The sequence below is a fragment of the Streptococcus oralis genome, assembly GCF_026782125.1.
GTDB lineage: Bacteria > Bacillota > Bacilli > Lactobacillales > Streptococcaceae > Streptococcus > Streptococcus oralis_CE.
This window is the reverse complement of sequence record NZ_JAKUVY010000006.1, coordinates 14,205-39,497: the sequence shown is the minus strand read 5'-3', so window position 1 is coordinate 39,497 and position 25,293 is coordinate 14,205. Positions and strand designations below refer to the sequence as shown.

Genomic DNA, 25,293 nt, shown 5'->3' with positions numbered 1-25,293 from the left:
ACCTTTAGTTCTATCTCTTATTTGTCTTCGTCAAAGATATTTCCAATCTCAACATCGATGGATTGGTTCTTAACATCAATATTGGTTACTTTCAAGAGTGACTTGTAATCGAACTGCTTTTCACGTTCTTCTTGGGCATTGTCTGCAAAGACTGCGACACCAGCTAGTTCAGAATCGAACTCACGCAAAAGACTAATCATCCCGTTGACAGTTCCGCCGCCTTTCAAGAAGTCATCCACAATCAAGACACGACTGCCTGCCTTGAGGCTACGTTTTGAAAGGAACATTTTCTCAATACGGTCACCACTTGAACCTGAAACATAGTTGACACTGACCGTTGAACCTTCGGTAATTTTTAAGTCACGACGCACAATGACAAATGGAACATTGAGGACATTGGCAACTGCATTTGCGAGTGGCACCCCTTTTGTTGCTACTGTCATAACGGCATCGATTTTTTGGTCCATAAAGCTCTTGGCAATGATACGCCCAATATTTTTCAAAATGGCAGGTGTACTGAGCAAATCAGACAGATAGATATAACCACCTGGCAAGATACGATCGCTTTCTGAAAGCTTATCACGCAAGTCTGCAATCATTTCTTTGGCTTCATGACTCGAGATTGATGGTGTAAAGATAACGCCACCACCTGCTCCAGTCACAGTCTGAATATGACCGATTTCTATTTCCTCAAAGGCACGCTTGATAATCACGATGTCCTCTGAGATAGATGATTTTGCTGATTCGTACTTTTCTGCAAAGGTATTGAGACTGGTTAGTTTGTATGGATTATTAATCAAATAGTTGGAAATGACAACCATCCGATCACTTCTTCTTAATTTCATTTTTATTTACCATTCCATTTAATTTTGATATTTTATCCATTATACCACATTCACATAAAAAAACGAACATTATTGCGTAAAAAATGCTCGTTTTTCTTAAATTATTAATCTAAATCTGGTTTATAGAAGGAACGATTGTCCATGGCGAAGATTTTATTGGTCATCTCTCCTTTATCCACCAAAGCAAGAGCTGTTGACATCATCATCATGCTGGCATCTAGATTGTCAATCATGTGGATAATCTCTGCCTCCATAATGCGTGGACGGACTGGACTTCCATACTCCAGCAAGCCATGATGACTGAGAATGACATGGCGCAGTAGCACCACTTCTTCTCTAGTATCATCGATGCCGAGTTCCATGACTGTCTTGGTAATTTCACTATCGATGAGGGCGATATGGCCGATGAGATTTCCTCGTACTGTATACTCCGTCTGGTCTGGTCCCGTCAACTCAATAACCTTAGCCAAGTCGTGCAGCATAATCCCAGCATAGAGCAGGCTCTTGTTGAGCTGAGGATAGATCTCGCTAACGGCATCTGCCAAGCGCACCATGGTTGCTGTATGATAAGCCAAACCCGTTTCAAAGGCATGGTGATTGGTCTTGGCAGCCGGATAGGAGTAGAATTCCTTATCATACTTGGTGTAGAGACTACGAACGATACGCTGCCAGACAGGATTTTCAATCTTGAAAATCATTTGCGACATGTAGTCACGGATTTCCTTAACATCGACTGGTGACTTGACCTTGAAGTCAGCTGGATCATTGGGTTCCCCAGGCTGAGGTAAACGAAGCGTGATTTGATTGACTTGAGGAGTATTATTATAGACTTCTCTGCGCCCCTGCATGTGGACGACTTTCCCTGCGGTAAAAGCCTCAACGTTGTGAGGTTGGGCATCCCAAAGTTTTCCTTCAATCTCGCCACTATCGTCTTGGAAGGTAAAGGCTAGGTAGTTTTTCCCAGCACGCGTCTGTCTCAGGTCAGCTGACTTGATCAGGTAAAACCCTTCAAACAGCTCATCTTTTTTCATGTGACTAATCTTCATATTCTTCCTCATCTTCTTGGAAATGGAGTAGATCAAGCGCAGGCTCACCTTCTGATAATTCAATGTGACGGAGCGTCCGCTCGATAGCTGTGGTACGACGGTTTAATAATTCATCAATATTGCCAGAGGCATGTTGGAGATGCTTTTGTGCCTTGACCAGAATGCCTCCGAACTTACCAAACTCGGTCTTGACACTGGCAAGAGTCTTGCTAATATGGTCGGCACTCTTTTGGATATTGAGAGTTTTGAAGCCAACTGATAGGGAGTTGAGCAGAGCCGACAGAGTACTTGGACCTGCAACAATAATCTGCTCCTCCCGTCTCAAATCATCAAAGAAGACCGGATTGCGAACGATTTCTGAATAAAGTCCTTCTGTCGGAACAAACAAGACTCCAAAATTAGTCGTCCGAGGTGGTGCTATGTACTTGCTCTTGATATCCTTGGCAAAGCGTTTGACGCTAGCTAGGAGTGACTTGCGACAGCGTTCGATTTCGTCCTTGTCGCCTGCTTCATAGGCTTCTTCTAATCGATAATAATCTGCCAGTGGAAACTTGGAGTCAATTGGTAGATAGATGTATTCCCGGCCGCCTTGTCCAGGTAACTTGATGGCGTATTCCACTCGTTCACTGGAGTTTTCAACCGTTGCATATTCTCGTTCGTACTGGGCAGGCGTCATGATGTCTTCGATGATTTGTCCCAATTGCAATTCTCCCAGAATTCCTCGCGTCTTGGTTCCAGAGAGAACCTTGTTGAGGGCTCCGACATCACGGGCAACTGTCTGCATTTCTCCAAGGCCACGATTGACAGACTCCAGTTGTTTAGAAACTGTCTCGAAGGAAGCCTGCAAGCGCGTCTGCAAGGTCTTTTCCAACTTTTCCTCGACCGTTTGACGCATTTGTTCCAAACGTTGCTCATTGGACTCCTGCAGGGTTTGAAGGCGTTGGTCAGTCTTGTCCCTAGTTTGCAAAAGATTATCTGTCATTTCTTGACGGACTTGCGTCAAGCCTTGATGCAACTCCATTCGAACTTCCTGCAAGCGGTCGCTGACAGCCACTTCCAAATCTTTTTGATCTAGCTGACTGGCTTGCCTGGCTTGTTCAAAGCGATAATCTAGTTGATCCGAAAGATCGTCTGCCTGATCCTCCAAACTCTTGCTTAGGTGTTTCTCCTGCTTATCCTGCCTTTGCCAAATCAGAAAGAGACCAGCTAGATTGGCAATTAATAATAGTAATAATACAGTCTCCATCCTACCTCCTATCCTTGCTATGTAGCACGACGACATAGCCATCTGGGCAAGTTACCGAAACTTCCCTATCTATATATTCGTTAGAAGCGTACACTTTTTTAAAGAAAAAATTTTCCTCTGTCAATTCGTACTTGGCTCCGATAATGGTCAACTGACTATCCCGAACTGGCATAAAGGCTAGATAGTCATAGTCTGAACGCGGTTCAAGCTGACTGGTCCCTTCTGGACAATAGCTAATCACATTTTGCCCGTCCTCAATCGCTATCTGGCGCATATAGGGTGCCAACTTAGGATTGCTAGGCAGAAAGACATTAGCCAGCATATGGTCAATACGACCACCCAAAGCCCCAAAAATAGTAACCTGAGCCTGAGAATTTTGCTCAAAGATGGTTAAGAGAGCCAATTCCAAATCTGTGTCATCCTTTTCTGGCTGAGCTTGGACAAAGCGCTGGGCACGTTTTTGAATCACCTGTCGCTCTTCTGCAGTGACAGAATCAAAATCTCCAACTGCTAGAGCGAGATGCAGATCTTCCTCCAAAACCCAGAGCGAACCGCGATCCACACCGACAAAACAATCAAAATCCGTCCGATAATGACCGCGATCGCCGCCTGCAAAAACGGCAACCCTAGTCCAATTGTTTTCTGAGAGTTTGCACTCGTTCATTGACATCTCCCTTAAAAACATAGGATCCTGCTACAAAAACGGTCGCTCCAGCTTTTTTAGCCTGAGAAATGGTCTGGTCATCAATACCGCCATCGACTTCGATCTCAAAGTTCAAACCTTTTTCCTCACGAAGGGCAACTAACTCACGAATCTTATCCATGGTTTCAGGTAGAAAGGCTTGCCCACCGAAACCAGGGTTAACCGTCATGACCAAAACTTGGTCAACTAAGTGAAGTACGTGTTTGATAGCTTCAACCGGCGTACCAGGGTTAATGACAACAGAAGGTTTGACACCGAGCGAACGAATCTTTTGGAGGGATCCATGGATATGAGACGTCGCTTCCACATGGATACTGATGATATCAGCACCTGCACGCGCAAAGTCTTCTAAATGATGTTCAGGATTTGCTACCATCAAGTGGCAGTCAAAGACCATCTTGCTATGGGGACGAAGAGCTTCAACCACACCTGCACCAAAACTAATTTGTGGTACAAAGTGACCATCCATAATATCGATATGGGCATATTCTGCACCAGTTGCTTCTAGGCGTTTGATTTCACGTTCAAAGTTGGCATAATCTGCTGCCAGAATTGACGGAGCAATCTTGTATTGAGACATAGGTTTCTCCTTATTTTGGAATTTTTTTGCTGACTTTTTTGTAGGTTTCTCTGCGATTTTCAATCTCACTGAGGAATTGGAGGTAATTGTCAAAACGGAAGCTAGCAATGATACCTTCCTCTACTGCTGGCTTGACTGCACAAGACGGCTCATGGGTATGGGTACAGGTACGGAACTTACAGTCTCGACTGACAGTGGCAATCTCTGGAAAAGCCTGATTGAGGTCTTCTGCTGTTGATACTTCATAGTCCAGCGATGAAAAGCCTGGCGTATCCGCGATTTTACCCCCATTGAGGTTGTAAAAACTAACAGCTCGAGTGGTATGACGACCGCGACCCAGACTGTCTGAGATTTCTCCTGTTTCAAGATTGAGGTCTGGTGCGATTTTATTGAGGAGGGTTGACTTCCCAACACCTGTCTGCCCCATAAAGACCGTCACTTTTCCTGTCAACAAAGGCAAAAGTTCTTCTTTACTAGTCACAAAGTCGTAACCAATAGCACGATAGGTTTGTTGGTAAAAACTTAATTCTTCCCTATCTTCCAGCAAGTCCATTTTAGAAATATAAACAATAGGATGGATGCCCTTGTGTTCCAAAAGAACCAAGAAACGATCCAGTAGATTGCTATTGAAGTCCGGTTCCTTGACGGACATGATCACCACAGCTTGGTCAATATTGACAATAGGCGGACGGACCAGACTGTTTTTCCGTTCGTGTATCTTGAGAATATAACCTTCAGAATTTTCCTCCGCAGAAAAATCTACCCAATCCCCAACATAGGGTGTATGACCTTTTTGACGGAAATTCCCACGCGCGCGTGTTTGATAAACCTGACCGTCACTCTCCACATAGTAGAAGCCCGCCAAGGCTTTAATGATTTGTCCCTTCATCTTAGAGTCCTTGTCCTTTAAGCGCATCTGAAAGGCTAGCAAATTCTTCCAAGCTTAGTGCTTCCCCACGCACACTTGGTGACAAGCCTGCTTGGTCCAAAGCCTTGGTCAGCTTATCCTTGACTTCTTCGGTCTTGCCAAAGTAGCCTGTTAAGTTGTTCCACAAGGTCTTGCGACGATGAGTGAAACTAGCCTTGGAAACCTTAAAGAAGAACTGTTCATCTTTCACTGCTACGGCTGGCTCTGGACGACGCACCATTTTCAGAATAGCCGAGTCAACATTCGGCGCTGGCACAAAGACCGTACGAGGCACGATAAAGGCAACCTTGGCTGTCATGTAATACTGGACAGCAATCGACAAACTACCGTAAGCCTTGGTATTGGGTTGAGCGGAGATACGATCTGCCACTTCTTTTTGCATCATAACCACAAACTCGCTAAAAGGAATGCCACTTTCAATCAAGTGCATGAGAATAGGCGTCGTAATGTAGTAAGGCAAGTTGGCTACCACCTTAATGGGTAGGTCAGGATTTTTGAAATTCTGAATATGCTGCGCCAAATCGACCTTGAGAATGTCCTCGTTGACTACGGTAACATTGTCAAAATCACGTAGAGTATCCGCTAGAATTGGCACCAAACGGTGGTCAATCTCAAAGGCCATAACTTGAGCTGCACGCTCAGCCAAAAACTCCGTCAAGGCCCCAATACCTGGCCCGATTTCGATAACATTAACCTGGTCATCAATTTCAGCCGTATCCACGATCTTTTGAAGAATATTGGTATCCGTCAAGAAATTTTGCCCGAAGGACTTTTTAAAGGTAAAACCGTGACGCTCCAGCACTGCCTTGGTCACGCTATAATCTGCAATTCTCATTTATTCTCTTTTCTAATATGAACGACGATATATCCAAACAAAATCATTTCCTCTAGAACCCTGATGAATCAGGTCTTTTAAATAGATATTGGGATTCGTAAGTTCTTTTGTTTCCGTATTATAACTTGTTATTGTCTTTCCACCATGTCGAAGAAACCATTCTGTATCCAATCCAGGTAGATATCTGTCTTTTTGAAGAAAACTACAAAGCTCCTTAACTGTCATATCCTCCGGGATATCAAGATCCATCCGATGAGAAAATACATCATCCCCCATACAGATAGACTCTCTATCAACTCGGATTTTCACTTTGCTCTCTCCTTATAAGTTTCTATTTGAACGCTATCAAAATAAATCTAAGTACCTCTATTGTAACACATTCTCCATGCATTTTGAGGTCTGCTCAACTATTATCATAAGATTTCATAACCTCTTCCACTTCTGCCAAGGTCACTCCAAACAACTCTAAGCGCTTGAGAAGTTGCTTGCCGTTGGAATAGCCGATGCGGAGCTGTTCGCCTAGATACTCTCTGCGCCTACGACTGTCTTCTCCCGCTAAGAAACCTAGGCGAATCAAGTCACCACGACTAATGTCGAACTCGTTCTCGTTTTCAAATTGCTCTGTCACCTGAGCCAGCGCTGTTTTCAGGTCCTCATAACTAGCATGTTCGATTCCCAGAGAACGTCCCTTGGTCTTGGATTTGGGAACAGCCTCATCTCGTTTGAGAAAGGCATGCTGAACTGTCGGAATGGCCGTCATAATCATGCGCCGAATCCGCTCCCCATTAAAATCTGGATCTGTAAAAACAACGACTCCATACAGTTCATGCAGGCGTTGAATTCGCTCTATATCTTGATTATTGATTGCCGATCCTCGTGTCTCATAGGTCTCTACGTCAAAATAACGTTTGAGATTGGCCGTATCATCCCGTCCTTCGACTACGATGACTTGGGAAATTTTCTCTTTCATGATTGTTTTTCCAATCCAAAAATACGCTCTGCATTGGCACTTGTCACAGCAGCTAATTCTTCTGTCGTCATGCCACGCAAGTCGGCAATAAAGTCTACTACATAGCGGGTGTAGGCTGTCTTGTTTTCACGACCACGTTTAGGAACTGGTGCCAAGTAGGGCGCATCTGTTTCTACCAACATCTTGTCCAAGGAAAGTTCTCTAGCAGCTTCTTGGATATCAGTCGCTTTCTTAAAGGTCACCACTCCAGAAAAGGAAATAGTCATACCAAGCTCGACAAACTTCTCAGCCCACTCCAAAGAGCCTGAAAATGAATGCATGATGCCACCACGAGGACCAACGCCCTCACTCTTGATAATCTCATAAGTATCTTCTAGCGCATCACGAGTGTGGACCACAAAGGGCAAATTCAAATCCTTAGACAGCTGAATCTGACGACGAAAAACCTGCTCCTGTACTTCCTTAGGTGCTGTCATCCAATGGTAGTCCAGACCAATCTCCCCCAAGGCAACAACCTTGGGATGTTTTAGTTTTTCAAGCAAGTAAGCTTCGACCTCTTCTGTGTATGTGCCTACTTCCGTCGGATGCCAGCCAATAGTTGCGTAGAGTTGCTCATACTCATCTGACAATTCTAGTGCTCGCTCAATGGTTGGCTTATCAAAACCAACAATATTCATCTGTGTCACACCCATCTCAGCAGCCAAGGCGATTTCTTCTGCCTCACGTCCTGCAAATTCCTCTACATTTAAATGTGTATGCGTGTCAAAAATCATCTCTTCTAACCTCATTTTCTTCCATCTATTATACCAAAAATAGCATCCCTCGGCTTGTAAAAATATTCTAATACCAATCATTCTCCCTTGACTGCCCTTTTTCAAAGCAGTATAATAACACTTATTAAAATTTTCAGCAAAGGAAAAGAAAATGTTTAGAAAATTAAAATATACCTTTATCGGTCGACCACTCAAGTCTCTCACAGACGGCGAAGGGGGATTGTTAGGGAAAATGCAGGCACTTGCAATGTTATCCAGTGATGCCCTATCTTCTATTGCCTATGGACCTGAACAAGTCATTCTCGTATTAGTCAGTCTCTCTCCTCTCGCTATTTGGTGGAGCCTCCCTATCGGTATTTTTGTCCTCTTACTCCTCGCTAGTTTGACCATTTCCTATCGTCAAATTATTCACGCCTATCCTCAAGGTGGAGGAGCTTATATGGTTACTCGGGAAAATCTCTCCCCTGAACTAGGCTTGATTGCAGGGGGCAGCCTCCTTATTGACTATATGCTGACAGTAGCCGTATCCGTTGCGTCTGGAGCTGATGCTATTACTGCAGCCATCCCTGCCCTCCATCCCTATAATCTTCATATCTCTATTTTCCTAGTCTGTCTGCTCATGCTCTTGAATTTAAGAGGATTGAAAGAATCTGCCAGCTCTCTGATGATTCCCGTCTACCTCTTTATCTTCAGTACCGTCTTTCTCTTGCTTTATGGGTTCTTTCAACTATTCACAGGCTCCCTAAACTATCAGGCGACTTCAACCATTGGACAAACTGTTCCGAGCCTTTCCATCGTTCTCCTATTGAGAGCCTTTACCAGTGGCTCTGCCTCTCTGACAGGGGTTGAGGCTATTTCAAATGCGGTACCATTTTTCAAAACTCCGAAAGAAAAGAATGCTGCTCAGACCTTGACCATCATGTCCTTGATTTTAGGTTTTCTTTTTGCAGGCATCACCTTCCTAAACTACTGGATGGGCATCACACCTCAAAATGGAGAAACCATCCTCTCGCAAATGGCCAAGGGCATTCTTGGTGATTCATTCTTTGGTCATGCTAGCTACTATCTCTTCCAGTTCTCAACAGCCTTGATTCTAGCTGTAGCTGCAAATACTGGCTTTTCAGCCTTCCCTATGTTGGCCTACAATATGGCTAAAAACAAGTACATGCCCCATCTCTTTATGGAAAAAGGGGATCGCCTTGGCTACTCCAACGGTATCTTAACTCTGGCTTTTGGAGCTATGATCCTTCTTCTCATTTTTAACGGGAATACTGAACGCTTGATTCCTCTTTATACTATCGGGGTCTTCGTTCCCTTTGCCCTTTCTCAGACTGGGATGATTCGTCATTGGAAAAAGGAAAAAGAAGCAAATTTCTTAAAACCTGCCTTTGCTAATATCCTTGGGGCCATCATTTGTTATGCTATTGTCCTCATTTTACTCCTCTTCAGACTGGGTGATATCTGGCCATTCTTCCCAATTATCCTAGTTCTAACTTTCCTCTTTTTGTCCATTCACAGCCATTACCAAAAAGTGGCAAAACAACTGCGACTCTACGAAGGAATTGAAAAGCGCACTTATGACGGTAACCTTGTCCTTGTCCTAGTAGGAAATGTTACTCGAGTAAGTGTCGGAGCTATTAACTACGCTCAAAGTATCGGTGACGAAGTGTTAGCCATGCACATTTCTACTAAAGAAACGGCTGAAAAAGACCAAGAAATTCTCCAGGAATTTGCCGATTACTTCCCAAATATCACTCTGAAGAATATCAATACCAGCTACCGCGACATCATCACCCCTAGCGTTAAGTATGTCAAACGAATCGCCCAAGAAGCTAGGCAAAAAAACTACACCGTTACAGTCCTTGTCCCACAGTTTATCCCTAACAAGCCTTGGCAAAATATCCTGCACAATCAAATGAGCCTCAAACTAAAATACGCTCTCAGATGGCATGAAGACGTCGTTGTCGCCAGTTACTCTTATCACTTAAAAGAATAAACAAAAACTCAAAATCAGTAACTTATATCTGGTTTTGAGTTTTTTGTATATGACCTTTTAAAAGAGCCCTCCACGAGTTTCATCTAAAATGACCGATTTCAAGGACAATGCACCCTTTAAGATAAAAAGAAAAGCCAGTAGACTCGAGTTCCTACTGACTTCTTTGTTGAATTCGTTTGGATTAAGCAGCCAAAACTTTGCGTCCTTTACGACGACGAGCTGCCAATACGCGACGACCGTTTTTAGTTGACATACGGTTACGGAATCCGTGTTTACGCGCACGACGAAGTTTACTTGGTTGATAAGTACGTTTCACGATGAATACCTCCTCATAGATTTTGTATTCGTTTAGCCGGCTATAAAGTGATCAGTTACTAAACATACTTTACTATTCTATCTGATTCTTACCTATTTGTCAATAGCTCTAAGTAAATGTTTCCTGCTTTTCCCTATGAAAGCCTTATCTACGATACTGACTCAAGAAACGTGTCATCTTTTCTTGGATTTGCGCCAATTCGTCCACACGAGGAAGGTAAACAATACGGAAATGGTCTGGTTCCTTCCAGTTAAAACCACGACCATGAACCAAGAGAACCTTTTCCTGCTTCAAGAAATCAAGAACGAACTGTTCATCATCATCGATGCGGTACATATTGCGGTCGATTTTAGGGAAGATATAAAGCCCCGCCTTCGGCTTGACCGCAGACAAACCTGGGATATCTTGAATGGCATTGTAAATGAAGTTTCTTTGCTCGTAAATCCGTCCACCAGGAAGGAGCAATTCATCCACTGACTGGTGCCCACCTAGTGAAGTTTGTACGACTTGCTGGGCCAAAACGTTAGAGCAAAGACGCATATTGGACAGCATATTGAGACCTTCGATATAGCCCTTGACATGGTGCTTAGGACCAGACAAGACCATCCATCCTACACGGAAACCAGCGATACGGTGAGATTTTGACAAACCATTCATGCTGACACAGAAAACATCAGGTGCCAAGCTTGCCACAGGCGTATGCACATGCCCATCCATCACCATGCGGTCATAAATCTCATCCGCAAAGATGATCAAATCGTTTTGACGAGCAATCTCAATAATCTCCAACAAGAGTTCCTTAGGATAAAGGGCTCCAGTTGGGTTGTTCGGATTGATAAGAACGATTGCCTTAGTGTTGGAAGTAATTTTTGACTTGATATCGTCAATATCAGGGTACCACTCTGCAGCTTCATCACAGATATAGTGAACGGCATTTCCCCCAGCTAGGCTGACCGCGGCTGTCCAGAGAGGATAGTCTGGCATAGGCACCAAGACCTCATCGCCATTATCCAAAAGCCCTTGCATGGACATAACAATCAGCTCACTGACACCATTTCCAAGGTAGATATCATCAATGTCTACATTGGGAAATTTCTTCAGTTGGCAATACTGCATGATGGCCTTACGTGCTGAGAAAATCCCTTTGGAGTCAGAATACCCCTCACTATCACGCGCATTCATAATCAAGTCATGAATGACCTCATCTGGCGCTGTGAAGCCAAATTCTGCTGGATTCCCTGTATTCAGACGTAAAATCTTTTCTCCGTTTGCTCGCATCCGCATAGCTTCTTCCAAAACAGGACCACGGATATCATAGGCAACGTGCTCTAACTTACTAGACTTGTTATATTCTTTCATCTTGTTTCCTCAATTCATCGAGATAGTAACATTATACCACTAGAAAGGGATTGCGACAAGTTTCCTGAAATGAGCAAACAAAGAAAAAAACTCACAACGACTAAGTTCTCACCATCTAAACAACTAGAGTACAGAAGTGTTTTCTCACATACCAAAAGACAAACCTAGAAAGACTAATGCTAAAAAGGAATCATACAAAAGATTAAACATGAGAAAGAGCCCCCACGTGACCAAATAATCCAAACGACCACTTCTCTTTGCAATCACAAATAAAATGATGTGGTAGACTAAGTGAAAGAGAAGAAAAGCAACAAAACCTGGATAGAGAACGGGTACGACTCTTTCTAGCTGCCAAAGCATCACTACTTCTCCTACAAGTGACGCAAGGATAATTCCATGATAAAGAAAACTTATTTTTTTAGAAGATTGAACAGAATCTTTCATACTTTCTCATCCCCCTACTGTGTTTTCTGCTATCCCGTTTTCTTTTATTTTAACATATCTCCACCAAATTGAATCTCCAATAATATTTATTTAAATATGATTTTTACTTTACTTCTTTAGTGAAAAGGGTTACAATAACAGTAAGAAAATTTCAGGAGGTTTCATTATGGCACAACGTTACCAAAATGTTATGGTCGCAATTGATGGTTCTAAAGAAGCGGACTTGGCTTTCGTCAAAGGTGTTTACACTGCACTACGCAACGAATCCAAGCTCACCATTGCCCATGTTATTGACACACGCGCTCTTCAAAGCGTGTCTACCTTTGATGCTGAAGTTTACGAAGAACTCCAAGTCGATGCTGAAAGTCTGATGAAGGAGTACGAAAAGCGCGCAAGAGATGCTGGTGTGACCGATATTCACATCGTCATCGAAATGGGAAATCCAAAAACCCTCCTTGCCCGTACTATTCCAGACGCAGAAAATGTCGACCTGATTCTCGTTGGTGCAACAGGTCTCAATGCCTTTGAACGCCTCTTGGTTGGTTCTTCATCTGAGTACATTCTCCGCCATGCAAAAGTCGATTTGCTAGTCGTGAGAGAAAGAGAAAAAACATTGTAGTCATTAAAAAAGGGAGCCTTGAGCTCCTTTTTGTTTCTATTTTTTTCCTTCTTTATGTCGCTCATAAGCTTTAAACTGACGTTGTAGTTCCTGTCGGATGGCAGGTTCCGGAGCATATTTTTCTTCCCAGTCATCTGGTTTTAAAATCTTGTGTGTAACTGGGTCAAAATGAGCTTTCCCATCAGGGAAAACCTTTCCCATATTTGCTTCATGGACAATATCAAAAATGCGTTCTGGGTCTACTCCCATCAAAACGAAACTACCGTATGTGAAATACAGTGTGTCAATCAAAGCATCCACTTGACCGACCAGATTTTGCTTAGCAGGCGTCTTTTTCGCCACTTTCTCTGCCGCCTTATCAAGTGCCTCATGCATGCTTGCAAGGGAGTCTTGGAATTCTTCCTCCGAAGAACTTGCTGCGCGAACAAACTCTACTAATTCTTCAATTTTAAAATCTGCGCGGTGGGTTGCACCTTCAGCATCCCATGCCTGTGGCTCTTCTTGAGTTCGTTCATCCATCATGTGGTGGAAGGTTTTGACCTTATTAAAGTGGTAGTCTCGACTGACAAACACTTTTTCTGAAGCCAAAACACCAAAGTGCTCGAGCGCCTTGTGGATACCATCTTGTTGATTACTTGCCGTAATATGCTTGGCAACTTCTTTGACACTGCTACTGCCATTTCCCATAGCGACCGACATACCAACACCCGCCAACATTTCCAGGTCGTTGTCGGAATCACCAAAGGCCATGACTTGATTGAGATCAAAACCATATTCTTTCCCGACTCGGCGAATGCCTTCTAGTTTGGAATTTCCTTGGTTAATGATATCTGCTGCAAAAGGATTGCTTCGAGTTAATTTCAAGTCGTCAAAATCACTTGCAGCTCTCTCAGATTCTTCTGGCGTCATCAGCATCAAAACTTGATAAATGGGTTGATTAATCAAGTTAAGCAGGTTGTCTTCCTTTTGAGGAACTGCCTTGCTGACCATTCGATTAAAGGAACGGCTAACGGTTCTTGTCAGCACAGTCGGGATAAAACGACTAACCAGTTGAGAAAAGGAACCGAGACCAAATGACATAATTCTTGAACCAACAACGGCATACTCAGTTCCAAGAGCGATTTCTTTACGCTCCTTTTTAGCATAAGCAATCAGTTGACGCAGGCTTGACTTAGCGATCGGGCTTGCAAAGAGTACCTTTTCTTTATTAAAAATGTATTGGCCATTGTAGGTTACCGCAAAATCCAAGTCCAAGTCTTCCATCAATTCCTTGACAAAAAACGGCCCTCGTCCTGTCGCTACTCCAACAAGTACCCCTTGCTCTTTAACAATTTTAATCGCGTCCTTAGTGGATTTCAAAACACTCTTGCGATCGTTGACTAGCGTTCCATCGATATCAAAAAAAACAGCCTTGACTTCCATCCTATCCCATTCTCCCCTTTTGTGTTACAATGATTATACCACATTTCAGAAAGAGTGACTAAATCATGCCTAAGAAAATCCTTGTTTTACATACAGGTGGGACTATTTCCATGCAAGCAGACGCCTCTGGCGCAGTTGTGACCAGCCAGGACAATCCCATGAACCATGTCACCAATCCACTTGAAGGGATTGAGGTTCATGCCCTAGACTTTTTTAATCTGCCAAGTCCCCATATCAAACCCAAGCATATGCTTGCACTCTATCATAAGATTAAAGAGGAAGCTAATAACTACGATGGAGTTGTCATCACACATGGTACAGATACCTTAGAAGAAACAGCTTACTTCCTTGATACCATGAAAATTCCGCCCATCCCCATCGTTCTAACAGGGGCCATGCGTAGTTCAAACGAACTTGGTAGCGACGGTGTATATAACTATCTGAGCGCGCTGCGAGTTGCCAGTGATGATAAAGCAGCCGACAAGGGTGTGCTGGTCGTCATGAACGACGAGATCCACGCAGCCAAGTATGTTACCAAAACCCATACGACCAATGTCAGCACCTTTCAAACCCCAACACATGGGCCACTTGGTCTCATCATGAAGCAAGAAATCCTCTACTTCAAAACAGCTGAACCTCGTGTTCGGTTTGATCTCGAACATATTCAAGGTCTAGTTCCCATCATCTCAGCCTATGCCGGTATGACAGACGAGCTGATCGATATGTTAGACTTGGAACAGCTAGATGGCTTAGTCATTCAGGCTTTTGGAGCAGGCAATGTTCCCAAAGAAACAGCTCAAAAGTTGGAAAATCTCCTCCAAAAAGGAATCCCAGTCGCCCTGGTATCAAGGTGCTTTAACGGTATTGCTGAACCTGTCTACGCCTACCAAGGTGGAGGGGTGCAGTTGCAAGAGTCTGGTGTTCTCTTTGTCAAAGAACTCAACGCTCAAAAAGCGCGCCTCAAATTATTAATTGCCCTTAATGCTGGACTAAAAGGACAAGCCTTAAAAGACTATATGGAAGGCTAATCCTCTTCTCTAGAAAGCAAATCAGGAAATCGTGAGATTTCCTGATTTTTTCTATTTACGTTTTCGTGTAGAGCGGCGTTCTGTCAAACCATGAGGTAGGAGAACTTCACGTTCTTCCAATTCTTCCTTATGCATAATCTTAGTCAACATACGCATGCTGATAGCACCTAAGTCATAAAGAGGTTGGGCAATAGTAGTCAAGTTTGGACGAGTGAATCGTGCAATCTGAGAGTCATCTGTCGTAATGATTTCAAACTCTTCTGGTACAGACACACCGTGGTCAGCCAAACCATTTAGGACACCTGCTGCCAATTCATCGCCTGTTACAACTGCGGCTGTAGCTTGTGATGAAATCAAGCGTTCTGCCAAGGCATAACCATCATCATAGCTGTATTTTGATTCAAAGACCAATCCCTCGCTATAAGAATGTCCAGCTTTTTTCAAGGCTTCCTTGTAACCAATCAAACGAACCTTGCCATTGATATCATCGACGAGTGGTCCACTCACAAAAGCAATTTTCTCGTTTTCTTTGAGAAGGTAGCTCACGGCATCAATCGTTGCTTGTTTATAGTCGATATTTACACTTGGAAGTTGGTGTTCTACATCCACAGTACCGGCAAGAACAACCGGTGTCCGTGAACGAGAGAATTCTGAACGAATCTTTTCAGTCAAGTGATAGCCCATAAAAATAATCCCATCGACTTGTTTTGAAAAGAGAGTGTTAACCACTGAAACTTCCTTTTCATCATCCTCATCACTATTTGCAAGGACAATGTTATACTTGTACATTTCAGCAATGTCGTCAATTCCCTTAGCAAGCGTTGAGAAATAACCATTGGTAATGTTAGGAATCACAACTCCGACTGTCGTTGTTTTCTTGCTAGCCAAACCACGTGCTACCGCATTTGGACGATAGTCCAAGCGATCAATCACTTCTAGGACTTTTTTTCGAGTGTTCTCTTTAACATTCTTGTTGCCATTAACGACACGGCTAACCGTTGCCATTGAAACTCCTGCTTCACGGGCGACGTCATAAATCGTTACTGTATCATCTGTGTTCATTCCGTTTCCTTTCTATAATGAAAATTTCGCTTTCACGCATCTACTTACTCCATTTTATCACTTATTGTAAACACTTTCAAGTATTTTTTAGAGAAACTTTGAAAAAATTTCACAGTTTATTCCCATTTTGAAAAAGCGAGTAGGATTTCTTGATTTTTAAGACATTTTGCTGTATGATAAGGAAAATAAAAGGGGGGTGAAAACATGGCTTTTACAAATACACAGAGACGTTCCGCTAGTTTTGGTGTCGTGACCAGCCTGCCTGACGATGTCATTGACTCTTTATGGTATATTATTGATCATTTCCTGAAAAATGTCTTTGAATTAGAAGAAGAGCTTGAGTTTCAACTGCTCAACAACAAGGGGACCATCACCTTCCACTTTTCTAGCCAGCACCTTCCGACTAGCATCGATTTTGATTTCAATCATCCTTTCGATCCGCTTTACCCTCCTAGAGTCCTTATTTTAGACCTGGACGGCAGAGAAACCATCCTCCTTCCAGAAGAAAATGACCTATTTTAAAAACTCTAGCTTCTCGGCGCAAACTGCCGAGGAACTAGAGTTTTCTTTTTCTAATAAATAGAGCGACTGACAACTAGACCGTTTGGTTTTGTATACTCTAAATCAAGGTAATCCTGATAAGTCCCTGGCACAATGAAACCTTGGGGACTCAATATATCAGTCCCAGCTTTTCCCACGATAGAGTCTGCCAGCAAAACACAATTGGTACTGAGAACAAAGTAGGTCTTAAACTCGGATGAACTGAATTTATAGAGGATCGCATCTGCTTCCTGTTTCAGTTGGTAGGAGTAGGTATGCTTTACCTCGCCCTCTCTTCTTTTCATCAACTGTGAACTTGGTTCCCAAGGAATTAACAGGTCTTCTATCTCTACTAGACGAGCTTGGATGGCTGCTTTCTGTTGGTCCGTCAAACTCAGACCATAAGTAAATAAGGTCTTCTGACTTTCCCTCTTACAGAGTTCAATATATTTTTCCCGATTGGCCTTAAACAAAACACCGTCTCCAACCATGCCGAATAAACGCTCCGAGTGGGGATCATACGAACCATAGGAAATAACCTTCCCTTGATAACAAATATCCACATGTCCCATAGCGAGAAAGAAAGAGGTTTCTGAGGTATGAATAAAAATTTCTAGATCAACTACCTGATCGTTTTTTCTTTCTGAATGAACTTCCCCTTCTTGACTTTCATGATTTGACAGCCACTCATTCAATTTGCGCAAGGTGCTGATAGGGATCAAAGCCGTCACAAAGATCGGCAAAGTCATTCGCATTCGTCGTTTTAGCTTGGGATTGTTTTCTATCCTTTCAAAAAAGAAACCGTCCCGGAGGCTACTGGCTCCTAGCATGAGCAAGTAAAACCCAAGCAAGAGCAATTCAAAATTCGCTGCATCGTGAAAAGGAGAGATGCTATAAAGCCCGAATCCTATCATCCATACAGCATCGAAGAGATGATGAATCCGAGGATGAATGGCATTTTTTCGATAGAGAGACCAGGTCACAAGGCTAATGATGCCCGTAAACAGCTGGTAGCTCGCAATGATAAAAACCAAGAGATAGAGGGCAAGGTCTTGCAAGATGATAGAATCAAACACGAGAGCCGCAACCACCAGCTTGCCCAAGGTTACAAAGATATTTTCCCGACGATTTTTATCCTGAAACCAGCGAGTCAACAAGTGCCAAACTGCTGACAAGGAAAAGTAGCCCATCAGCAACTGGTACCCCATTCGCGGAATAACTTGTCCAAAACGAATTAAGAGAAGCCCTAAAACAATAGCAAGCAGTCCCTCCCCGATACTCTTCCACTTGCTATAAGTCTCGGAAAGCTTAGGCATTTCCTTGCTCCAACTGGTCAACCAAGTAACGAATTGGTTGCTTTAGGATAGGATGAATAAAATGGGGAGCTATTTCCATTAACGGCTCAAGAACAAAAAGGCGTTCTGTTATATAAGGATGAGGCAAGATGAGGTCGTCTGTATAAAGGATCTGGTCCTCCACAAAAAGCAAGTCCAAATCAATCAAACGTGGCCCCCAATGCACCTCTCGAACCCGTCCCATTTCTGACTCGATAGCTAATAATGTTTCTAACAAGACTGGTGCTGGTAGCCAGGTTTCTACTTCAATCACCTGATTGGCAAAGCTATCTTGCTCAACACCACCCCAAGGCTCTGTCGCCAAGACACTGGACTCTTTGAGAATATGGAGACCTCGAGCTCGCAGTTTGTCAATGGCTTGCTCCAAGTTTGCTTGCTTGTCCCCCATATTGCTTCCTAGAGCGACAAAAGCTCGTTGCTTACGACGGTGAATGGTCACCGAGCAGGTATCCAATGGCAAATGCACAGGAGCCCATGGTTTTTTTAGTTCCAACTCAATCTCTTGGACAAGAGGATAGGTCTCAAAGGTACGCTCTACTAGTTTGTAGGCTACCGTTTCAATCAAATCCTCAGTGCTTTCCTGAAACCAAGTCTTCCACTGTTGGCAAAGTTCTCCATAGTGGACAGAAGAAGACAAATCTAACTCAGTCGCTGCCTTGGTCATATCATAGGATAAGCGTGCGGAAATAACAAACTTTTGCCCCAATTCCTTCTCACTTGGAAAGAGTCCATGATAAGCAAATATTTCCAAATCTTTAATCTTTAGCTGATCCATAACTAGTCCTTTCTAGAAAAATCCGCTTAAAGCGGATTCTTTTTATACTCAATGAAAATCAAAGTGCAAACTAGGAAGCTAGTCCCAGGCTGCTCAAAACACTGTTTTGAGGTTGCAGGTGGAAGCTGATGTGGTTTGAATTTGATTTTCGAAGAGTATTATAGTCCCATTAGACGATAAGCCTGATCTCGGAGGTCCTTATCTGTTTCAAATAGACCACGAGCTACTGTTGTCAAGGTTGCAGTGCCTGGTTTTCTGACACCACGCATGCTCATACACATATGCTCGGCCTCAATGACAACAAAGGCTCCTTTAGCCCCTAGATAATCCATCAAGGCATCAGCCACTTCAATATTCAAACGTTCTTGAATTTGTGGTTTTTTAGAATAAACTTCAACCGTACGGGCAAGCTTGGACAAGCCTGCCACACGGCCATCTGGAATGTAGGCAATGTGCGCTCTACCATAAAATGGCAAAAAGTGGTGCTCACACATAGTATGGAAAAAGATATCCTTTTCCACTACCATATTATCGTCGATAATCTCAAAGGATTTTGACAGGTGTTCCTCAGCAGTTTGGCCAAGACCTGAAAAAATCTCTTGGTACATACGGGCTACACGAGCAGGTGTTTCCTGCAAGCCCTCGCGGTTAGCGTCCTCACCAACAGCCTCGATAATCATTTTTACAGCCGTTTCAATCTTTTGTGTATCCATTCTCGTTTTTCCTCTCCATTAGATAGGTTCTCACTTGGCTCAAGAAATACAAGGAACCCGTGACAATCCTAACTGTTTGTTTCTCTTCATTTTTATCTGTCAATTTCTGCTCTAGAAAATCCGGCCAACTTTGGTAATTGAGATTTCTAGACTTTGCTGTCTTTTTCAGCACGTTTTCATCAGTCGCCCGACTATCGTCAAAATGGGTTAAAGTCAATTGACTATCTGGCACCGTTTCTAGCAAATCCAGCATATCATCCAAAGCCTTGGTTTTGATGCAAGTAAAGAGGATTTCCTTATGATAATCCGCAAAGCGTTCTTGCAAGGTTGCTAATAAAGACTTGATAGCATGGGGATTGTGGGCCCCATCCAAAAACATCAAGGGGTTACTAGACACGACCTCCAAACGCCCTGGCCATCTAGTTTCTTTCAAAGCTTGAGCAACCAAGTCATTACTTGCCAACTCCCGCCCAGTCTCCTGGCAATAAGTGTCTAGGAGAGCAAGTGCCATCCCCGCATTCTCTATCTGGTGCAAACCGAGCAGGCCTGTTTGAAAGCGACCTTGTCTGACAGAACTGGTATAATCAAAGATTTCACCTGTCACCACACTCTTTTGGTGACGGACCTGATAATCTTCCTCATATCGTATTCTCGGCGCATTTTTCCCTTCCGCAATGCGGTCAATAACAGCCAAGGCTTCTGGAATAATGCGACCTGTCACCAAGGGAATGCCTTGCTTGATAATACCTGCCTTCTGTTCTGCTATGGCTTCCAAGCTGTCACCAAGTAGGGCTACATGATCCAGTCCAATGGTCGTAATTCCTGTTAAAATTGGCTGGCAAACATTGGTACTATCCAAAAGACCACCCATACCGACTTCCATGATGGCTACATCTACTAGCTCTGAGGCAAAGTAATCATAAGCTAGAGCTGTGATAATCTCAAACTCGGTTGTCCCCTGCAAATTGGTAGCAGATTCCCCTTCCAGCAAAGACTGATAGTCTGCCATGAGGGCTTCTAGCCTAGCCTCGGGAATGGATTCCCCATTAATGCTAATCTGATCCGTATAATGAATGAGATAGGGCGAGCTGAACACCCCAACTCTCAGTCCTAATTTTTCCAGCATCTTTTTCAAAAAAGCAATGGTAGACCCCTTGCCATTGGTCCCTCCAATATGGATGACCTTAAGTTTGAGATGGGGATTGCCTCGCAGAGCTAGGAGTTCCACCATTCGTTCCAAACCGAAATGTGGTTGGTCCGTCCGGTAGTGAGCGATCCACTGATTGTTTTGAATTTCGTTCATCTTACTTATATTGTTTTAAATCTAGATTTTCTGCATCATCTGCCAAACGAATGGCTGACGCAATTTCAACTGCCATCCTGTGACTGGCTACATCGTGCACGCGCACCACTTCTACACCCTGTCTCGCAGCGATACTGGTTACATGAGCCGAAGCTGTGTCCCGATTGCGGAAACCGACTTCCGTCTCAGGATTGACTTCGAAGCCATTCTCCTCAAGGATATTAATAACAAACCGCTTGCGCGAAACACCAAGAAAGATTGGATAGCCTTTCTGATGGAGTTTATCCAAGTCCCGTAAAAGAAGCAGATTTTCTTTCTTGGTCAGACCAAAGCCAATTCCTGGATCCAGCAAAATATTTTCTCTTGCTATCCCAGCTTCCTCTGCTCTCGCTAGAGCTCGTTCAAAGAATGCCTTCATCAAATCTTCGATTGGCATTTTTTCAAAGTCAGCTAATTCTTCCTCTGTAAAAGCTTGTCCAAAACCAAAATGAGGAAATATGAGCGAACTAGGATGCTGAGGTCGAGCCATAACTGGATTAAACATGATAACCACTTTCGCTCCAGCCTTAGCAACCACATCCGCCATTCTCTCATCTCCCATGAGACCCGTAATGTCATTTACCAGATTGGCACCAGCAGCCAAAGCAGCCTCTGCCACCTGACTTTTCCAAGTATCGATGGAAATGAGGATATCACTTTCCTTGCGAATAGCTTTGATAACTGGAACAACACGTTGGATCTCTTCTTCTATCTCAACATAGCTACTTCCTGGACGAGTCGATTCTCCTCCGATATCTAGCATGCTCGCTCCTTCAGCTATCAATTTACGGGCTTGCTGAAGCGCCTGGTCAACAGCAAAAAACTGACCACCATCCGAAAAGGAATCTGGGGTTACATTGATAATTCCGCAAATGGCTGTTTTTGCCTGACTAGCTTTATTGGACATAGGGTCACTCCTCAAGTTTTTTCACCACATTATTTCTCTATTTTACCATAAAAAGAAAAAGATGGATACGCAAGCATTCATCTTTTCCAAGTAGGTCAATGGCTTAGAATGATAGGCCCAGATTTCTACTAATCAATACCAATATAGCTATCAAACAAAAGGCTACACCATTGAGAATCATATGAAGCAGGATGGACATCTCTAAACGTTCTGTCTTATAGGCTGTCCAAGTTAGAACTGTTGACATCCCTCCATAAATAAGTACAGAAGGTAGATTGGTTGGAGTATGGAGTAAGGCAAAGACAATTGCCCCAACAACAAAGCCAAGTTTTTCCTTACCTCGGAAGATTTTTTTAGGAATAATCCCACGACACAAAATTTCCTCACAAATCGGCGCAATCAAGACTAGTATGAAAAAAGTGGCAATCAAGGAACTATTTTCAACCAGACCGTTAATAGTTGATTGATTGCTAGTTGTCGTCTCATTCGTCATGCGAAGCAAAGCTGCACCAAACAAATTGTTAGCAAAAATCACTAGATAACTCAGTACCAAGCGAGCCAAGTCTTTTGCCTTAAAAAAGGATAGATTAAAAGTAGCAAGTTGTGTTTTTCGTGCACCAATAATGAATACAATCAAAACGACTATGGATAGAGCACCTACTAAGAGACCTGACTGTAAAATCGGAAACTGTTTGTTTGCTAAAAACAAAGCAAGTCCTATGGGAAATTGAGATAGAACAAAAGCTACCAAAAGGATGAGGACCCACATTCCTCTGTTCAAAATCTCTTGCCAAATTGTCTTATCTTTCATGATGTACCTCCTTATAAGAAAAAGGGGAGACTCCCCTTTTTCTATTATACCATTTATAGCGCCATACTGATATAGTTAAGGATAAACAAGGCATCCAAAATCCAAATCATCACGTGCACATCCTTGGCTTGACCTTTGACAACTTTTGTCAAGGTGTATGTCAAGAAACCAACAGCAATCCCTTGTGTGATAGAGTAGCTAAATCCCATAAAGATAGAAGTGAAGAAGGCAGGAACCGCTTCAGCCATATCATCCCAAGGGATATTTTTCAAGTTAGAAAGCATCATGATTCCGACGATGATCAAAATTGGTGCTGTTGCAGCTGTCGGAACAATCGCTAGAAGTGGGCTAAAGAAGCTAGATAGAGCAAAACAGATCGCAACCACTAGGGCTGTCAACCCAGTACGTCCACCAGCACCGATACCCGCCGCAGACTCAACATAGGTTGTGACGTTTGAAGTACCTGCAATGGCACCTACCGAAGTTGCCACCAAGTCAGAGTATAGAGCCTTGTCCAATTTAGCGGACTCATGGTTTTCCCCACTTGTCGCAACGATACCAACTTTTTCACCAGTACCGATAAGAGTACCGATTGTATCAAAAATATCCGTTAGTGAGAAGGCAAGAATAGCCATCAAGGTTTCTGGTAAACGTGAAGTGTTTGAAATCAAAGAGCCTAAACCTTCTGAACCAAGAGCAGCACCAAACAAAGTTCCTAAATCATTAACCGCTGCTGAAAGATTGTTGCTAGCAAAGTCAATCCCTGATAATTTGACAACACCAACAGCAATGGCAAGGACTGTCGTTGTTAAAATAGAAAGAATGATTCCACCCTTGATGCCTTTAACAACAAAGAAGATGGTAATAGCCAGACCTGCAAGAGCCACCAATACGGCTGGAGTATTGAAGTCTACCAATCCTGGAACAGCTGCGGAGTTTGCAGTAAGTGCAGCTTGAGCCTTGTCTGCTCCTTCACCTGCTACAGTATAAGTACCTGGGTCAATTGAGAATTTCAAGAGACCGGCATTCTTAATCCCAACATAGGCAAGGAAAACACCAATACCAGCCGAAATAGCTGAGCGAAGTGTTGTTGGAATAGATTCGATGATCATTTTACGAACATTTGTCAAGGTAATAATCAGTGAAATAATTCCACAAATGAAGACCATACCAAGAGCTTCTTTCCAAGTATAGCCCATCCCAAATACAACTGTAAATGTGAAGAAGGCATTTAGTCCCATACCTGGTGCTTGTGCGTATGGCAAATTAGCATAGAAAGCCATCATCAAAGTACCGACTACAGAACCGATAATCGTTGCCAAGAACACACCTTGAACAGGCATACCCGTTTGGGAAAGCATTTGAGGGTTTACAAAGAGAATATAACTCATTGCAAAGAATGTTGTTAAACCAGCAAGCACCTCTGTACGGACATCTGTCCCGTGCTCTTTTAGTTTAAATAGTTTGTCCATTTTTAATCTCCTTTTGTTTTTTTACGAACAATATTAGTATTATATCATTTATCATTCACCTTTTCAATATATTTGTTTGATTTATTTAATAAATCAAAGCAACTGTAGTTTTTGTTCTTATCTGCTTTTCTTCTTTCTTTTTGATATAATAGTAGACATCTTATCTGGAAACGACTAGGAAGGTTTATATGACTAAAAAAATTATCGCAGTCGATTTGGACGGAACCCTGCTGAATAGTGAAAGCAAGCTCTCCGATTTCACCAAAGAGACGATCAAAAAAATTTCAGAAAAAGGACACCATGTTATCATCACGACGGGACGTCCGTATCGTATGGCAAAAGATTTCTACCGTGAGCTAGAATTGCATACTCCCATGATTAACTTTAATGGTTCTCTTACCCATCTACCAGGACAGGCTTGGGAGCATGAAAAGTGCTTGACCTTGGACAAAAAATATCTCCTAGACATGGTCAAGCGCACAGAGGACATCCAGGCTGATTTTATTGCAGGAGAATATCGAAAAAAATTCTATATCACGACTCCGAATGAGGAAATTGCAGACCCTAAACTATTTGGCGTAGAGAACTTCCGGCCAGAAAATCAATTCAAGCCCGAACGAGTAACCAAAGATCCCAACTGCATCCTCTTGCAAACAAGGGCTGAAGACAAATACGCTTTAGCGGACGAGATGAATCGTTTTTATCAGCACCAACTAGCTATCAATACCTGGGGCGGGCCCCTCAACATCCTCGAGTGTACTCCCAAGGGTGTAAACAAGGCATTTGCTCTAGAGTACTTGCTCAATGTGATGAATCGTGATAAAAAAGACTTAATCGCCTTTGGTGATGAGCATAATGACACTGAAATGTTGGCATTTGCAGGCAAGGGATATGCTATGAAAAACGCCAATCCTGCTCTTCTTCCATATGCAGACGAACAACTTCCTCTGACCAACGAAGAAGATGGAGTTGCCCACGCTTTACAAAATTTATTCCTATAAAAGGGAAGATTGCATGGTCGCAATCTTCCCTTTTTATTTTCATTTTGTTTTCACAAAAGCGGCTTATTTTCTGTATTTTTATATTAAATTTTCTATTACCATTTTCACGAATCTTTCAAAAAGTATTAATATATTAATATTTTCAAAAAGTCATTCTATGAAAACTTTTACATCTTTTGAGAAAAAGTAGTTGCTTTTTAAATGA

General features: G+C 42.9%; 27 protein-coding genes. 5 read left to right on the top strand and 22 right to left on the bottom strand.

Going from position 1 to position 25,293, the window contains the following annotated elements; translation table 11 throughout:
- Nucleotides 1–17 precede the first annotated feature (17 nt).
- The 10 genes from purR to MK385_RS06880 all read right to left on the bottom strand — a co-directional run bounded on the left by purR (nt 18) and on the right by MK385_RS06880 (nt 7,926).
- On the bottom strand, nt 18–845 hold the full coding sequence (gene purR, locus MK385_RS06925) for a pur operon repressor (protein WP_002874197.1): 828 nt from the start codon (nt 843–845) through the stop codon (nt 18–20).
- Nucleotides 846–949: 104 nt separating this feature from the next.
- On the bottom strand, nt 950–1,891 hold the full coding sequence (locus MK385_RS06920) for a 3'-5' exoribonuclease YhaM family protein (protein WP_268725654.1): 942 nt from the start codon (nt 1,889–1,891) through the stop codon (nt 950–952).
- Complete coding sequence (locus MK385_RS06915) at nt 1,881–3,137, bottom strand: DNA recombination protein RmuC (protein WP_268725653.1); 1,257 nt, start codon at nt 3,135–3,137, stop codon at nt 1,881–1,883. The genes MK385_RS06920 and MK385_RS06915 overlap by 11 nt, the downstream gene beginning before the upstream one ends.
- A 1-nt stretch (nt 3,138) precedes the next feature.
- Nucleotides 3,139–3,801: a thiamine diphosphokinase gene (locus MK385_RS06910; RefSeq protein ID WP_268725652.1), complete on the bottom strand. Its 663-nt coding sequence runs from the start codon at nt 3,799–3,801 to the stop codon at nt 3,139–3,141.
- Complete coding sequence (rpe, locus tag MK385_RS06905) at nt 3,764–4,420, bottom strand: ribulose-phosphate 3-epimerase (protein WP_268725651.1); 657 nt, start codon at nt 4,418–4,420, stop codon at nt 3,764–3,766. The genes MK385_RS06910 and rpe overlap by 38 nt, the downstream gene beginning before the upstream one ends.
- Nucleotides 4,421–4,430: 10 nt before the next feature.
- Nucleotides 4,431–5,309 carry a ribosome small subunit-dependent GTPase A gene (gene rsgA, locus MK385_RS06900; protein WP_268725650.1) on the bottom strand — a complete coding sequence of 293 codons (879 nt, stop codon included), beginning with the start codon at nt 5,307–5,309 and terminating at the stop codon, nt 4,431–4,433.
- A 1-nt stretch (nt 5,310) separates the two neighbouring features.
- A complete protein-coding gene (gene rsmA / locus MK385_RS06895) occupies nt 5,311–6,183 on the bottom strand; it encodes a 16S rRNA (adenine(1518)-N(6)/adenine(1519)-N(6))-dimethyltransferase RsmA (protein ID WP_268725649.1) in 873 nt (290 codons plus the stop codon).
- 12 nt (nt 6,184–6,195) lie between these two features.
- Nucleotides 6,196–6,492 carry a hypothetical protein gene (locus MK385_RS06890; RefSeq protein ID WP_268725648.1) on the bottom strand — a complete coding sequence of 99 codons (297 nt, stop codon included), beginning with the start codon at nt 6,490–6,492 and terminating at the stop codon, nt 6,196–6,198.
- 94 nt (nt 6,493–6,586) lie between these two features.
- Nucleotides 6,587–7,153, bottom strand: a complete 567-nt coding sequence (gene rnmV, locus MK385_RS06885) for a ribonuclease M5 (protein ID WP_042768284.1) — start codon at nt 7,151–7,153, stop codon at nt 6,587–6,589.
- Nucleotides 7,150–7,926, bottom strand: a complete 777-nt coding sequence (locus tag MK385_RS06880; RefSeq protein WP_042768285.1) for a TatD family hydrolase — start codon at nt 7,924–7,926, stop codon at nt 7,150–7,152. The genes rnmV and MK385_RS06880 overlap by 4 nt, the downstream gene beginning before the upstream one ends.
- Before the next feature lie 151 nt (nt 7,927–8,077).
- Between MK385_RS06880 and MK385_RS06875 the strand changes: the two genes are divergently transcribed.
- Entirely contained in the window at nt 8,078–9,922 is a 1,845-nt protein-coding gene (locus MK385_RS06875; RefSeq protein ID WP_268725647.1) for an APC family permease, read from the top strand.
- Between the two features lie 181 nt (nt 9,923–10,103).
- Here the strand turns inward: MK385_RS06875 and rpmH are convergent, their stop codons facing one another.
- The 3 genes from rpmH to MK385_RS06860 form a co-directional block, all read right to left on the bottom strand.
- A complete protein-coding gene (gene rpmH, locus MK385_RS06870; protein WP_000831905.1) occupies nt 10,104–10,238 on the bottom strand; it encodes a 50S ribosomal protein L34 in 135 nt (44 codons plus the stop codon).
- 144 nt (nt 10,239–10,382) lie between these two features.
- On the bottom strand, nt 10,383–11,597 hold the full coding sequence (locus MK385_RS06865; protein ID WP_000666454.1) for a pyridoxal phosphate-dependent aminotransferase: 1,215 nt from the start codon (nt 11,595–11,597) through the stop codon (nt 10,383–10,385).
- A 144-nt stretch (nt 11,598–11,741) separates the two neighbouring features.
- Complete coding sequence (locus MK385_RS06860; protein ID WP_268725646.1) at nt 11,742–12,041, bottom strand: hypothetical protein; 300 nt, start codon at nt 12,039–12,041, stop codon at nt 11,742–11,744.
- Between the two features lie 166 nt (nt 12,042–12,207).
- On the opposite strand from MK385_RS06860, the gene MK385_RS06855 reads away from it, so the two are divergent.
- Nucleotides 12,208–12,660 (top strand): universal stress protein, encoded by a 453-nt coding sequence (locus MK385_RS06855; protein ID WP_000079161.1) that lies wholly within the window; start codon nt 12,208–12,210, stop codon nt 12,658–12,660.
- A 36-nt stretch (nt 12,661–12,696) separates the two neighbouring features.
- Here the strand turns inward: MK385_RS06855 and MK385_RS06850 are convergent, their stop codons facing one another.
- Nucleotides 12,697–14,082: a Cof-type HAD-IIB family hydrolase gene (locus MK385_RS06850; protein WP_268725645.1), complete on the bottom strand. Its 1,386-nt coding sequence runs from the start codon at nt 14,080–14,082 to the stop codon at nt 12,697–12,699.
- A 65-nt stretch (nt 14,083–14,147) separates the two neighbouring features.
- On the opposite strand from MK385_RS06850, the gene MK385_RS06845 reads away from it, so the two are divergent.
- Nucleotides 14,148–15,110 carry an asparaginase gene (locus tag MK385_RS06845; protein ID WP_268725644.1) on the top strand — a complete coding sequence of 321 codons (963 nt, stop codon included), beginning with the start codon at nt 14,148–14,150 and terminating at the stop codon, nt 15,108–15,110.
- A gap of 51 nt (nt 15,111–15,161) precedes the next feature.
- Here the strand turns inward: MK385_RS06845 and ccpA are convergent, their stop codons facing one another.
- A complete protein-coding gene (gene ccpA, locus MK385_RS06840) occupies nt 15,162–16,172 on the bottom strand; it encodes a catabolite control protein A (RefSeq protein WP_001090635.1) in 1,011 nt (336 codons plus the stop codon).
- A gap of 204 nt (nt 16,173–16,376) precedes the next feature.
- Here ccpA and MK385_RS06835 point away from each other — a divergent pair, with 204 nt between their 5' ends.
- A complete protein-coding gene (locus MK385_RS06835) occupies nt 16,377–16,694 on the top strand; it encodes a DUF960 domain-containing protein (protein ID WP_000886044.1) in 318 nt (105 codons plus the stop codon).
- A gap of 50 nt (nt 16,695–16,744) precedes the next feature.
- Here MK385_RS06835 and MK385_RS06830 read toward each other — a convergent pair whose 3' ends face one another.
- The 7 genes from MK385_RS06830 to MK385_RS06800 all read right to left on the bottom strand — a co-directional run bounded on the left by MK385_RS06830 (nt 16,745) and on the right by MK385_RS06800 (nt 24,087).
- Complete coding sequence (locus tag MK385_RS06830; RefSeq protein WP_268725643.1) at nt 16,745–18,028, bottom strand: DUF308 domain-containing protein; 1,284 nt, start codon at nt 18,026–18,028, stop codon at nt 16,745–16,747.
- Nucleotides 18,021–18,842 (bottom strand): 2-amino-4-hydroxy-6-hydroxymethyldihydropteridine diphosphokinase, encoded by an 822-nt coding sequence (gene folK / locus MK385_RS06825; RefSeq protein ID WP_268725642.1) that lies wholly within the window; start codon nt 18,840–18,842, stop codon nt 18,021–18,023. The genes MK385_RS06830 and folK overlap by 8 nt, the downstream gene beginning before the upstream one ends.
- Nucleotides 18,843–19,000: 158 nt before the next feature.
- A complete protein-coding gene (gene folE / locus MK385_RS06820; protein ID WP_000380931.1) occupies nt 19,001–19,555 on the bottom strand; it encodes a GTP cyclohydrolase I FolE in 555 nt (184 codons plus the stop codon).
- Nucleotides 19,536–20,858, bottom strand: coding sequence for a bifunctional folylpolyglutamate synthase/dihydrofolate synthase (locus MK385_RS06815; RefSeq protein WP_268725641.1), 1,323 nt, complete (start codon nt 20,856–20,858; stop codon nt 19,536–19,538). The genes folE and MK385_RS06815 overlap by 20 nt, the downstream gene beginning before the upstream one ends.
- A 1-nt stretch (nt 20,859) precedes the next feature.
- Nucleotides 20,860–21,804: a dihydropteroate synthase gene (gene folP / locus MK385_RS06810; protein WP_268725640.1), complete on the bottom strand. Its 945-nt coding sequence runs from the start codon at nt 21,802–21,804 to the stop codon at nt 20,860–20,862.
- Nucleotides 21,805–21,907: 103 nt separating this feature from the next.
- On the bottom strand, nt 21,908–22,615 hold the full coding sequence (locus tag MK385_RS06805) for a CPBP family intramembrane glutamic endopeptidase (protein ID WP_268725639.1): 708 nt from the start codon (nt 22,613–22,615) through the stop codon (nt 21,908–21,910).
- 53 nt (nt 22,616–22,668) lie between these two features.
- Nucleotides 22,669–24,087 (bottom strand): NCS2 family permease, encoded by a 1,419-nt coding sequence (locus MK385_RS06800; RefSeq protein ID WP_000359241.1) that lies wholly within the window; start codon nt 24,085–24,087, stop codon nt 22,669–22,671.
- Between the two features lie 188 nt (nt 24,088–24,275).
- Here MK385_RS06800 and MK385_RS06795 point away from each other — a divergent pair, with 188 nt between their 5' ends.
- Nucleotides 24,276–25,088 (top strand): Cof-type HAD-IIB family hydrolase, encoded by an 813-nt coding sequence (locus MK385_RS06795; protein WP_000162371.1) that lies wholly within the window; start codon nt 24,276–24,278, stop codon nt 25,086–25,088.
- Nucleotides 25,089–25,293 lie beyond the last annotated feature (205 nt).